Source organism: Sphingomonas sp. LM7, from assembly GCF_002002925.1.
Classification (GTDB): domain Bacteria; phylum Pseudomonadota; class Alphaproteobacteria; order Sphingomonadales; family Sphingomonadaceae; genus Sphingomonas.
Genome location: NZ_CP019511.1, coordinates 1,805,913 through 1,818,247 on the forward strand (window position 1 = coordinate 1,805,913; position 12,335 = coordinate 1,818,247).

Below are 12,335 nucleotides of genomic sequence, written 5' to 3' on the forward strand. Positions count from 1 at the left end.
ATTAATTGACGGGTCAGCGATCGGCCAAGGCCGGTTAATTCGCTATAAACCACTGAAATCCACGGTTTTCAGCCGTTTCTCGGCACCCTACGGGGCATCCCGACTGCGTATTTCTACATATAGGATCGGTTTCTATCCGTTAAAGGATTGGCTGGCATTTACCGCCTTGTCGAAAGGGCAGCCTCACGGCGGCCTCCACGAACCAGGGGATTGCACATGTCGAAGATCACGATCGCGCTCGAAGCCGCCGTTGCTACTGTCATCGAAAACACGCCTGCCGACGGCAACCGCACCAACCGCCAGCGCGTCTATGTCGATCGTGCCTTCGCCCAGATCCTCAAGCTGATCGCCCCGCGCATCCGCCACTTCATCCGCCAGTACGGCCTGGTCGCCCATTGGGACGACGCCGAGCAGTGCTGCGCCATCGCCGTGCACCGCGCGATCGAAGCCTATGACCCCGCCAAGGCGCAGTTCACCACCTTCGTGAACTGGCAGATCCGCGGCGAGCTTCAGAGCCTCCGCTTCCGCCTGATGACCGACCAGCGCCCCTCGGCGAAGAAGGTCGAAGCGACCACCGTGTCGCTCAACGCACTCTCCACCGGCGCCGACGGCGAGGAAATGTCGCCCGAGACGCTGATCGCCGACGAGGACGCCCTCGCCCGCACCGAAGCCGGCGCAGCCGACTATCTCGCCGACGGCGCAATCAATTCGCTGGTCGACGCCTATGTCGATCATCTCCGCAAGGTCGGCATCGAAGCGCTCCGCCGTCGTCCCCGTCCCAAGCGGGAAGAAGCCGCGCTGCGCCGCGAAGGCCCGCGTCTCCGCACCGCCACCTACGGCATCGATCCCGCCGAGCTGGAGAAGCTCGAAGCCAAGCTCGACCGTGACCGCGAGATCGTCGTCCGCCGCGTGTTCCAGGCATCGACTCTCGACGATCTTTCGCTCGAGACCGGCGTCACCAAGGAGCGCGTCCGCCAGATCACCAAGCGCGCTGCCAAGACGATCGCCGAGATCGCCGCTGCCGACCCGCGCTTCGCCGTGATGGCCGAGCATGACCGCCCGGTCGCCGCCAAGCGTCGCCAGTCGGCCCCGGCCACTGCCTCGCTGCTCCCCGACGCCAGCCAGCCGCACAACCGTCTTGCCAGCGTCCGCGCCATCCAGCCGGCCGAGCTGAGCACCGCACTGGCCGCCCCGGTCGAGGGTGTCGAGCGCATCGACGCCATGCTTCTCGCCCAGGCCGCTGCTCCGTCGAGCGCCGCGCTGCACTAATTTCACCGGACACATATCCGACACACAGCCTATCCGTATTCTTCCTATAATGCAGGAAGATAACTGGAGAGAGCCGATGTACGGCGAGATCGAAGTGACCGAGAATGAGGGCGTGCAGGGCTGGGCGATGATGCCCCGCCCCAATCGGCACCTTACCGCGCTGGCCCGGGAAGTGGCGCGCTGCGCTGGATCGCTCCTTCCGCAAGGAGCGGGACTGTTCATGGGCCTGGAAGCGCATGCCGATGGCGCGATCCGCCTGCTCTGGTGGCGCTCGCGAGACTTCAGTCTCGTTGCCGAGATCAGTGCCGCGCCCGAGGGCTTCTGCCCTGCCGACACCGATGAAGGCGCGCTTCAGGACGCCGCGGCCGAGCTGCTCGACTATCTCGCCGGGCGCTGGCCCACGCCGCCCGCCGGGTTCGGCGTGATCACCGACGGCACCGGCGTCGCCTTCGCCCCCGATCATCCCGCGCCCTCGGCGTCGGGCTGGCTGCTGCGGCAGGCGACCGACAGCGCACCCCTTCTCGCGATCGTGGCGCTCGATCCTGCCGGCCCCTGCGCACTGTTCGGGCAGCGTCCGGAGCGCTCGCTCCACTAATCCGGCACATCTGTTCCATTAAAGCTACGCTCGTTCCACTAAAGGAGCGGGCGTTAACCTTGCATTATTCTTGTTTCGCTTCAGAAGAGGTCGCAAGCGGCGTCAGCCCGCGGAGGACCGACATGGCGATGGCAAAGGGGAACAAGAAGCGGCAGGGCGGCGCCCGTTCGACGCTCGGCGACGTGCCGGTCGATCTGTACCGTTGCTTCGTCTTCCCCAATCGCATGCGCGAGCAGCGCCGCATCGCGGGGCATGCACGGTTGCTGCGGCTGGCCACGACGCTTCCCGAAATTCCCTATATCCGCCTGTCGAAGATCGAGCGCGGCGAAGTCGTGCCCCGCGCCGACGAACTTCGCCGTATCGCCGCGGCGCTGAACATCGCGCCGGCCGACCTCTTGGTCGATGTGGACGCCCCGGGCTTCGATATCGCGCACTGGGCCCAGCCCTTCGTCGAAGGCGCGCCCGCCGATCTGGACGAAGAGCGGTTTGCGGTGCTGCTCGCCGCGGCGCTGCGCGCTCGGCGGGCCGGCGATCCCGCGCTCACCATCGCCGCGATCGAGCGCGACTATGCGCTGGCCCCGGTCAATCTCTCGCGCGTCGAAAACGCGCAGAAGACGTTCGATCGCTGGAATGCCGCCACGCACAGCGCACTGTACCAGCTTCTCCGGGTCGCCGACGCCGCCGAACTGCGCGACCATGTCGCGATGCTCCACGCCAATGGCGCGCTCGACGCGTTCCTCGCCGGGATCCCCGGCCCCGCCGTCCGCCACGAACGCACCCGCGCCCGTATCGCCGAGATCGCCGCTGCGCTGCGCGCCGACGACGCGACACCCACGCTCGCAGCCGCGCCCGTCCTGGCGCCACTCCCGGTGATCGGCGCCGCTTCGGTACGGCTCGTTCCCGTTCTCGGCGCGCCGCTCGCCCAGGGATTGATCGCCGACACGCCCACCCCCGAAAAGGCCGAGGCGCCGCACGCCGCGGGCCCGCGCGCCTTCGGGCTCAAGGTCTGCCGCGCCACGCTGGGTGGCGGGCTGCCGGGCCAGGCAGTGGTGATCGTCGATCCCGATCGCTACCCCTCCGCCGGCAGCCTTGCGGCATTGCGTGAGGCGGATGGCTGGCGGCTGCTTTCGGTCGGATCGGACCGCGAAGGCCGCATGATCGGGTATAGCAGCAATCCCGAACTCGAAATCGCACTCGACGATTGCGATCCCGCGCGCCTCGCCGCGCTGGTCAGTGCGATCTTTCCGTAACGTAAATTCCCACGCCTTCACGTCCAGGCAGCCATCAACCTTCTATAAAGGTTAAAGAAGGCATCGCGCCTGGGAGTGGGGCAATGAAGAACCGGCTGCGTCGGTTGTTCGTCAGCTATCGGGATTACCTGCTGATCGTCGCGCCCGTCGCGTCGATGCTGATGCTTGGCGCCCTGCTCAATCTCAGCGAACGCTTCAGCGATTTTACCAGCCGGCACGAGAATTGGCAGCTCGATGAAGTCGTTCCCGCCTTTTTCCTCGCCGGTCTGATCTACATGGTATTGCTCGTCTGCCGCACCCGCGGGCTGCGGCACGAACTCCGCCGCCGCCGGCGCGCCGAGAGCGAAGCCACCCAGCTCGCCCGGCACGACTGGCTCACCGGCCTCGTCAATCGGCGCACGCTGGTCGATCATCTCGCGGCGCGGGTCGCGAGCGCCGCACAAGGCACCGAGATCAGCGTCTTCATGCTCGACCTCGATCGCTTCAAGCCCGTCAACGACACCTACGGGCATGAGGGCGGCGACGCCGTCCTCGTCAAGGTCGCCAGCCGGCTCAAGCTGCTCGCCGGGATGGGCGGACTGGTCGCGCGCATCGGCGGCGACGAATTCGCCTGCGTCCTCGAACATCCGGCCGGCTCGCCGGTCCCGGTCGAGACCGCCCAGGCGATCCTCGCTGCCGTCGCCAAGCCGATCCAGCTGCGCGGCGGCCTTGCCGAGGTCAGCGCCTCGGTCGGTCTCGTCACCTGCGCGCCCGGCGCGTCCGATGCCGAGGAGATGCTGCGCGCCGCCGACTTCGCGATGTACCGCGCCAAGCGTTCGGGCCGTTCTAGCTATTGCGTGTTCGCTGCCGAGATCGAAGCCGAGATGGGCGAGCGCGCCCAGCTCGAGCTCGACATGCACGCCGGCATCCATCGCGGCGAATTCGTCCCCTATTTCCAGCCGATCGTCGCGCTCGCCTCCGGCGACCTGATCGGCTTCGAGGCGCTCGCCCGCTGGCGCCACCCGACCCGCGGCCTCGTCGCGCCCGACCTGTTCATCCCGATCGCCGAGGATGCGGGCATGATCCAGGATCTGGGCTTCTCGGTGCTGCGCCGCGCCTGTGCCGATGCGCGGATGTGGCCCCAGCACCTGACGCTGTCGGTCAATATCTCGCCGCTCCAGCTCAACGATCCCTGGCTGCCCCAGCGCATCCTCCAGGTATTGTGCAGCACCGGCTTCGCGCCCGCGCGGCTGATCGTCGAGATCACCGAGACCCGGCTGGTGCAGGATATCGAAGCGGCGCGCGCGATCCTCGTCTCGCTGCGCAATGCCGGCATCCAGATCGCGCTCGACGATTTCGGCACCGGCTATGCCAGCCTCAAGCATCTGCGCGAGTTGCAGTTCAACCGGATCAAGATCGACCGCGCCTTCATCCAGGACATGCGCGCCGGCGACAACGGCAAGATCGTCCGCGCGATCCTCAATCTCAGCGAGGGCCTGGGCCTGCCCGTCACGGCCGAGGGCATCGAATCGAGCGAGAGCGCGGCAATGCTCGCCGGGCTCGGTTGCGAATATGGCCAGGGTTTCCTCTACAGCCGCGCCGTCGAGCCCGAAGAGGCGCTCGAGATCGCGCGCGCCGCGCATTATCTCGGCCACGGCGCCGGAGCGCCCGTCCCCATCGGCCTTCACCAGGTCCGCCGCGCCACGCCGTGACATCGCGCGCCGCCGTGCTTAAGGCAGGCGGATGCACGAAGCTGCCTTCTACGCAGTCGAGGGGATCGACGGATCCGGCAAGTCCGGGATGGTCGCCGGCATCGTCGCGCATCTCGAACGCACCGGCCGGCCGACGATCGCGACGCGCGAGCCCGGCGGCACGCCGCAAGGCGAGAAGCTTCGCGCGCTGCTGCTCGCCGGCACCGACGACGCCTGGGACCAGCAATCCGAGCTGCTGATGATGACCGCGGCGCGCGTCGAGCACGTCCAGCGCGTCATCCTCCCCGCCCTCGCCCGTGGCACTTCGGTGGTGTCGGACCGCTATGTCGGTTCGACGATCGCCTATCAGGGCGCCGGGCGAGGCATGCCGGAGGACTATATCCGGCGCCTCCACAGGGATGCGGTCGGCGATGTCTGGCCCGACCTCGTCCTCATCCTTGATCTCGATCCCGAAATCGGGCTGGCGCGCAGCAAAAAGCGCCTGAGCGCCGACGCGATCGACGAAGGCCGGTTCGAGACGCTCGACCTCGATTTCCACCACCGCATCCGCCGCTCGTATCTCGACCAGGCCGCGCGTGATCCCGAACGGCACGCAATCGTCGACGCGCTCGGCACGCCGGAAGAAGTACGCGCGAGGGTGATCGCTGCGATCGACGCCTGGCACGCCCACTAACTCCTCTCCCTGAAAGGGAGGAGTTGCAGGTGGGTGCGCGTCTGCGCGCCAAAAGACTCCTCGCCCAGAACGAAAGCGGCGGCCAGGGCATCGAGCCCCGACCGCCGCCAAACCACCCTAGCCCTCCCTTGCAGGGAGGGGATGAGCAATCAGCCCGCCACGAACGTAATCGTAGTGATCCGGTGCACCGCATCCACTGCCCCACCCGGCAGCGTCGCCTTGGCGTCGTCCTTCACCGTCGCGGCGAGGATGTAGCGTCCCTTCTCGTTCACCGGGATCTCGAGTCCGCCGCCAGCGTCGGTAGTAATCGTCTTCGACCATTTGTCCGGCGTGACCACGACGACCTTGGCGCCAGCGACCGGCTTGCCGTCGCGGATCACCGTGAAGCGGTTGGCGTTTGCCGAAGCGGGTACGATCTCGAAGGGCAGCTTGGCGCTGGTGTCGCTGCGGCCAGCGCGGGCGTAATAGACAACGCCTTCCTTCTTTCCTTCCGAATCCCAGGGCGCGAAGACATTGTCGTCCCACACGCGGACGTCGCCCGCGGGCGCGCTGGTCTCGATATAGCCGGCCTTGCGCACCTGCGCAGCAGTGCCGCCGAGCAGCTTGGGCGCCTTGAGGTTCTTGAACTCGGGATCGCCGCCCTCCGGCAGCACGTCGCCGGGCTCGCCCAGATAGATGCGAACCGCGCCGTTGCCGTCGCGCTCGACCCACACTTCATGTGCCTGCGCGCTGCCCGCGACGCCGAGCATCAGGGCCGCCAAAATCAGTCGCTTCATTGCTACCTCCCAGGATGTGCCGGCACGCATCAGCGCCGGTCGGTACGCCGCCATGCCGGCGACAGGTTGAGTATCAGGAACACGATGCCCGCGCCGAGCATCAGCATCCCGGCCCACAGGATCGGGCCGAACACGCCGCCGCTCGCCGCCAGCGCAGGCGGGAACGCTGCCACGATCAGCACCCATGCGGCAATCCGCAATCGCTTCTTCGTCGCAATATCAGGCCGCTTGTTCAGCCGCCGCTGGTGATGCTCGTCGGTGGCGAACCCGAACAGCGCGAACGCGCCGATCGCGAACAATAGGGTGATCAGGCTCATTCCGCAGGCTCCAGCATCGGCGCGGCAGGCTCGGCCGCCATCTTGCGCCGCGACTTGCGCGCCACCGGCTTGTACCGCCCTACCCGCGCCGCCGTCGCCACGAAGGCGATGCCGAACGCCAGGATCGTCAGGTCGATCCCCGTCATCAGCCAGTCCCCGCGCAGCAGCGTCGCGAATACGCCCTGATTGGTGGCGAGGAGATTGTAGAACGGGAGGGCCGCGAGCAGCACGCCAGTCGTCCCCAACAGGATCGTCCAGGCGATCTGCGGCCGCCGGACCAGCGCAAGCACTAGCGACGCCAGCCAGGCGAGGAACAGGACATGGATTTCCCACTCCGCCCGCCCCTGCATCGCCACCGGCAGCAGGCGGTTAGCCCAGAACATCGCGGCTACACCCAGCGGGAAGCCCGCGATGGTCGCGACGTTGAGCCGCTCGACCAGCCGGAAGCCGAAATGCGGTCGCGCCGGATCGGGCAGTTTCTCGCGCCGCTTGACCGTCCACAATACCAGCCCGCTCGCGACCATCACGCTGCCTGCGACGCCGCACAGGAAATAGATCCAGCGCAGCCCGTCGCCGGAGAAGCGCCCGGCATGCAGCCCGATCATCGCGCCCGCAGTCACCGAAGCGCCACCCGGCGCCGGCGATTGCCACACCAGCTTGCCAGTCGCGCCTTCATAGGTGAGGCTCGGCGAGCGCGCGGAGAGCATCGAAGACGCGCTGCGGCTGATCGTCACCCGCGAGGACGCATCGCCGGGAAAGGCCACGTCGATATAGCCTGCGGGCGCGCCCATCCGACGTTCGGCGTCTTGCACGATCGTCGTCAGCGGCACCATCGGCACGCGGGTCCCTGATCGCTCGACCTCGGGTGCTTGCGGGAACAGTGTTTCGAACATTTTGGCGTCGTCGGCATAATTGGCGACCGTCGCCCAGGGCATCAGCATCGCCATCAGCGTGACCAGCCCGGTATAGGTGATCATCAAGTGGAACGGCAGCCCGAGCACCGCGGTGGCGTTGTGCCCGTCGAGCCAGCTGCGCTGTCCCTTGGCGCGGCGCAGCGTGAAGAAGTCCTTGAAGATCTTCTTGTGCGTCACGATCCCGCTCAGGATCGCGACCAGCATCATCATCGCCGCGAAGCCGACCAGCCAGCGCGCCCAGAATACCGGCATGTAATAAAGGTCGAAGTGGAAGCGATAGAAGAACTCGCCGCCACGCGTCTCACGCGCCGTAGTGGGCTCGCCGTCGGCGCCGATCAGCGCCTGGTTGTTGCGCCGCCCGCGCCGCCGCGGCGGCTCACCCTTTTTGGGTTCGGGCTGCCAGAACAGCTGGGTGCCGGGGCTGGTGCCGCCCGGCATCGGGATAAACCAGCTCTTCGCGTCGGGCGCCTTCCCGTCGAGGAAGCGCTGCGCCCCGGCGAGCACCTGCATCGGCGCCTCGACCTTGGCCAGCTCGGGCCGCATCCAGCGATTCAACCCTTCACGGTAGAAGGCGATCGTCCCCGCGACGAACACCGCGAACAGCAGCCAGCCGAGCAGCAGCCCGGACCAGGTGTGCAGAAAGGCCTGCGACTGGCGAAAACCCTTGTTGTTCACAACCTGACTCACAGGCGCCCCGTCGCTTGTATCGACATCCATGCGATCGCCCCGGCGACCGCGCCCAGCAGCACCAGCGTCCACACTGCCCGCCAGCCGCTGCGCGCCGCGAATGCCCACATCGCCGCGAACGCGCAGACTACGAACGCCACCAGGGTCGCGATCACCGTGGCTTCCGAACGCGCGCCCGGGATCACCCGGGCGAGCGCCATCGCCCACAAGCTGCCGACAGCATAGCCCAGCGGGATCGCCGCGAGCACGCGCAGCAGCATGTCGCCGCGCTTTGCCCAGCTGCGCTGGGCCAGGCTGCCGCCGCCACTCATTCGAAGGTGAACCGGATCGTGCCGAACACGCTGCGCGGCGTGCCGTAGTAATTGCCGCGCCCGGCCGCCGAGATGCGGGCATAATAATTGCGGTCGAGCACGTTGTTGGCATTCACCGAGAGCGAGATCTGCTCGCTCAGCTTATAGCCTGCGCGCAGATCGACCACCGCATAACTGCCCTGGCGCACGATCGTGGAGATCACCCGCTGGTTGTTCACCGGGTTGATGTACGACGGATTGCCGCCATAGGTCCCGTCGAACCAGGTGACGCCGCCGCCCAGGCTGAACCCGCGTAGCGCGCCATCCGCCGGCGCATAGTTGGTGAAGAACTTCACCATATGCTCCGGGATGATCGGAGTGAGCGGAATGCCTTCGAACGCGGTGTTGGCGTCCTCCAGATATTTCGTCTTGGTGTAGCTATAGCCGCCGTTGATCCGCCAGCCCGGCAGGATCTCGCCGCCGATCTCGGCCTCGATCCCGCGCGCGCGGACCTTGCCGACCTGCAGATAGACGGTGGCATCATCCGGATCGTTGAACAGGCGGTTGGTCTGCTCGATCTGATAGGCGGCGAGCGAGAGCAGCAGCTTGTCGTTCATCAGCGACAATTTGGTGCCGCCCTCGAACTGCGCACCGATCAGCGGCAGCACCGCCGAACCGTCGGGCTTGCGCCGGCCGCTGGGCGCTGCCTGCGGCGAGAAGCTGTCGGCATAGCTCGCGTAGAAATTGAGGTTGTCAGTCGCGTCCCACACGATGCCGGCATAGGGCGTGAAGCGGCCGTCGATCTGCTGCGAGGTGCGGTTGCCGCGGGTCGGCAGCAGCACTTGGTTGTTGCTCTCCCACCAGGTCACGCGGCCGCCACCGGTGATCGTCACTCCCGCGACCGGTGACAGGCGCAACTGGCCGTACAGGCCGTATTGTTCGACCACGGTGTTGGTGGCGCCATAGACCTGAAGCACGCAATTGGCGGGCGCCGGCACGATCGGCGTGCTGGTCGCCGGGCAGGTCGCGCCCGAGCCCTGCACCGGATAGTAATTGAGCGGGCCATAGGGATTGAGCAGCGGCTCGGCCGGCGACACCGGATCGAACACGTTGATCCGCGCATAGTTGGACAGGCGGGTATAATAGCTGTCGTAATCCTGCGCCTGATAGTCGGCGCCCAGGATCAGCGTCTGGTCTCGGCCGAACAGCGAGAAGCTGCCGATACCGTTGAAATCGAACGCCGTGGTCTTGGCGAAGCTGTCGCCGCGATAGGCGATGTGGTTGGTCACGCCGTTGTTGCGCGTACCGGTGGGCGTCGTGTTGCTGGCGTCGGTGACCGCCTGGCTGCCGATATAGCTATAGACGTCGATCCGCTCGACATCGCTGTAGAGGCCGCTGAACCGCAGCGTCCAGCGGTCGCTGATCCGGTGCGAAATGTCGCCGAACACCGTCCAGGTGTCCGAGCGGAAGCGATTCCAGTCCGCGCCGAGATAAGTCGAGCGGTCGCCGTCGAGCAGCCGGCCCTCGCTGCCGTCGGGGCCGCCGGCATAGCCGGGCAGGCCCGACTGGATCGCGGGCTGGTAGCGATCGTAATTGCCGCCGACCGTCAGCGTCGTCGCAGGATCGATCTCGACCGAGACGGTGCCGAAGCCGGCAAGGCGGAAGCGGTGCCCGACGTCGAAGAACTGGTCCTGATCCTGCACCATCACGCCGCCGCGGACGCCGATGCTGCTGCTGATCGGCGCCGAGACGTCGAGCTCGCCGCGGATATTGTTCCAGCTGCCATATCCGGCCGATGCCTGCAGCTTGAAGGCGTCGAGCGGACGCTTGCGGACCAGGTTGATGCTGCCCGCCGGGTTGCCCGATCCGCTGAACAGGCCAGCCGGGCCGCGCAGCACTTCCAGCCGATCGTAGAAGAACAGGTCGGGCACGACCGAGGGGAAGTTGAAGGCGAGCGTCGAAACGCCGTCGATCAGATAATTGTTGATCGCAAAGCCGCGCGACATGAACGAGGGGTCCTCGCTGCCGACACCGGTCACGGTGATGCCGTTGGCCGCGGTGAGCGCATCCTCGAGCGACAGCAGGTTCTGCGCCTCGATCTGCTCGCGGTCGATCACGGTGATCGTGTTGGGCACGTCCTTCAATGGCGTGACGGTCTTGCCGACTTCCTGGCCATAGCTCTTGCCGACGACGACGATTTCCTCGGCGCGCTGCTGCGCCGCGACGGCGGCATCCGCTGCGCGATCGTCCTCGGCATAGGCGGGAGACACCACTGCAACTGCGGCAACACTGGCAAGCAAGACGGCAACGATACGCAAATTTCGACCCCTTTGTTTTCGATTCGCCGGGGCCAATAAGCTTAAAGCTGTTGCAAGTCACTCTCAATAACATCTGCGTGCGCGTGCAAAAATGTCACCTGCCGATAGGTGCTGCAGCAAGGGCACCGCGCCGCCGGCCGCGTCGAAAGCTTCCTTTACGTCACCCCGGCCTTGTGCCGGGTCCACCGCGCGGCTGGACCTGAGATCCAGACTCCTCCCGATCGGCCCGGTGGCTCCCTGCACAAGGCCAGGATGACGGAAGAATTTGCGCGGTCGATCTGCTACGGATCGTTCGAGTGCAAATGCGCCTGCGCTCGCCCGGTTTCCCGCCCGCCCAGCCCCGAACAACTTGACAGCGCTTCCATCGCAACCCAATGGTAGCGCTATCAAAAGCAGAAATCTTCAAGGCGAGGAATGTTGGAAGCGTCTAGTGTCGAATTGCTGCCTGCCGACCATGCGCAGGCCACTCTGGTTGGACGCGTCCTGCTCGATGCGGGCCCCACCCCCATCGTGATTCGCGACGGCGACGTGCTCGATGTTTCGGCAACTGCCGCGACCGTCGCCGACCTGCTCGAACGCGACGATGTTGCCCAGATCACCGGCTCGCGGATCTGCGGCGTCGAAGCACTCGGCACCGAAGCCGGGCCCCGCCTGCTCGCCCCCGTCGATCTCCAGTGCATCAAGGCATGCGGCGTAACCTTCGCGCTCTCGGCGATCGAGCGCGTGATCGAGGAACGCGCCCGCGGCGACGCCGACAAGGCATCCGAGATCCGCGGCGACCTCGAAGCCAGGGTCGGCAGCGGCATCCGCTCCGTCGTCCCGGGCAGCGACGAAGCCGCGGCGCTCAAGGCTGCGCTGATCGATGCCGGCATGTGGTCGCAATATCTCGAAGTCGCGATCGGCCCCGATGCCGAGGTGTTCACCAAGGCTCCCGTGCTCTCTGCGGTCGGCTGGGGCGACGAGATCGGCATCCGCTCGGACAGCGACTGGAACAACCCCGAGCCGGAGGTCGTGCTGATCGTCGATCGCCACGGCACGCCCAGGGGCGCAACGCTCGGCAACGACGTAAACCTGCGCGATTTCGAAGGCCGCAGCGCCCTCCTCCTCGGCAAGGCCAAGGACAACAACGCCTCAACTGCGCTCGGCCCCTTCATCCGCCTGTTCGACGCCAGCTTCACGATGGACGACGTCCGCTCGGCCGTGGTCGATCTCACCATCGACGGTCCCGAGGGCTACACGCTCGCCGGCACCAACAAGATGAGCGAGATCAGCCGCGATCCCACCGATCTCGTCGCCCAGGCACTGAGCGAGCACCAGTATCCCGACGGCTTCGCGCTGTTCCTCGGCACCTTGTTCGCGCCGGTGCAGGACCGCGACCATCCCGGCCGCGGCTTCACCCACAAGACCGGCGATGTCGTTCGTATCGCCACGCCCAAGCTCGGCGCCCTCGTCAACCGCGTGACCACCTCCAAGGCCGCAGCGCCATGGGAGTTCGGCATCCGCGACTTGATGCGCAACCTCGCCACCCGCGGCCTGCTCGCGTGAAAATCGTTTT

The 12,335-nt window shown here is 66.6% G+C and carries 11 protein-coding genes; 6 read left to right on the forward strand and 5 right to left on the reverse strand.

Annotation, left to right across the window (positions count from 1 at the left end; all coding sequences use genetic code 11):
• Window positions 1-216 precede the first annotated feature (216 nt).
• The 5 genes from BXU08_RS08190 (at window position 217) to tmk (ending at window position 5,478) form a co-directional block, all read left to right on the forward strand.
• Window positions 217-1,269: a sigma factor-like helix-turn-helix DNA-binding protein gene (locus BXU08_RS08190; RefSeq protein ID WP_077509608.1), complete on the forward strand. Its 1,053-nt coding sequence runs from the start codon at window positions 217-219 to the stop codon at window positions 1,267-1,269.
• Window positions 1,270-1,345: 76 nt separating this feature from the next.
• Window positions 1,346-1,864 (forward strand): hypothetical protein, encoded by a 519-nt coding sequence (locus tag BXU08_RS08195; RefSeq protein WP_253190554.1) that lies wholly within the window; start codon window positions 1,346-1,348, stop codon window positions 1,862-1,864.
• Window positions 1,865-1,986: 122 nt separating this feature from the next.
• Complete coding sequence (locus tag BXU08_RS08200; protein WP_253190555.1) at window positions 1,987-3,114, forward strand: helix-turn-helix domain-containing protein; 1,128 nt, start codon at window positions 1,987-1,989, stop codon at window positions 3,112-3,114.
• An 83-nt stretch (window positions 3,115-3,197) separates the two neighbouring features.
• Entirely contained in the window at window positions 3,198-4,805 is a 1,608-nt protein-coding gene (locus BXU08_RS08205; RefSeq protein WP_077509609.1) for a bifunctional diguanylate cyclase/phosphodiesterase, read from the forward strand.
• Between the two features lie 31 nt (window positions 4,806-4,836).
• Complete coding sequence (gene tmk, locus BXU08_RS08210) at window positions 4,837-5,478, forward strand: dTMP kinase (protein WP_077509610.1); 642 nt, start codon at window positions 4,837-4,839, stop codon at window positions 5,476-5,478.
• Window positions 5,479-5,627: 149 nt separating this feature from the next.
• On the opposite strand, the gene BXU08_RS08215 is transcribed toward tmk, so the two are convergent.
• The 5 genes from BXU08_RS08215 to BXU08_RS08235 are packed head-to-tail and all read right to left on the reverse strand — an operon-like array spanning window position 5,628 to window position 10,780.
• Window positions 5,628-6,254 (reverse strand): DUF4198 domain-containing protein, encoded by a 627-nt coding sequence (locus BXU08_RS08215; protein ID WP_077509611.1) that lies wholly within the window; start codon window positions 6,252-6,254, stop codon window positions 5,628-5,630.
• Window positions 6,255-6,283: 29 nt separating this feature from the next.
• A complete protein-coding gene (locus BXU08_RS08220; RefSeq protein ID WP_077509612.1) occupies window positions 6,284-6,571 on the reverse strand; it encodes a DUF3325 domain-containing protein in 288 nt (95 codons plus the stop codon).
• Entirely contained in the window at window positions 6,568-8,172 is a 1,605-nt protein-coding gene (locus BXU08_RS08225) for a PepSY domain-containing protein (protein ID WP_253190556.1), read from the reverse strand. The genes BXU08_RS08220 and BXU08_RS08225 overlap by 4 nt, the downstream gene beginning before the upstream one ends.
• Window positions 8,169-8,483, reverse strand: coding sequence for a hypothetical protein (locus BXU08_RS08230; protein ID WP_077509614.1), 315 nt, complete (start codon window positions 8,481-8,483; stop codon window positions 8,169-8,171). The genes BXU08_RS08225 and BXU08_RS08230 overlap by 4 nt, the downstream gene beginning before the upstream one ends.
• Window positions 8,480-10,780 carry a TonB-dependent siderophore receptor gene (locus tag BXU08_RS08235; protein ID WP_077509615.1) on the reverse strand — a complete coding sequence of 767 codons (2,301 nt, stop codon included), beginning with the start codon at window positions 10,778-10,780 and terminating at the stop codon, window positions 8,480-8,482. Before BXU08_RS08235 ends, BXU08_RS08230 begins: the two co-directional genes overlap by 4 nt.
• A 414-nt stretch (window positions 10,781-11,194) precedes the next feature.
• On the opposite strand from BXU08_RS08235, the gene BXU08_RS08240 reads away from it, so the two are divergent.
• Entirely contained in the window at window positions 11,195-12,325 is a 1,131-nt protein-coding gene (locus BXU08_RS08240; RefSeq protein ID WP_077509616.1) for a fumarylacetoacetate hydrolase family protein, read from the forward strand.
• Window positions 12,326-12,335 lie beyond the last annotated feature (10 nt).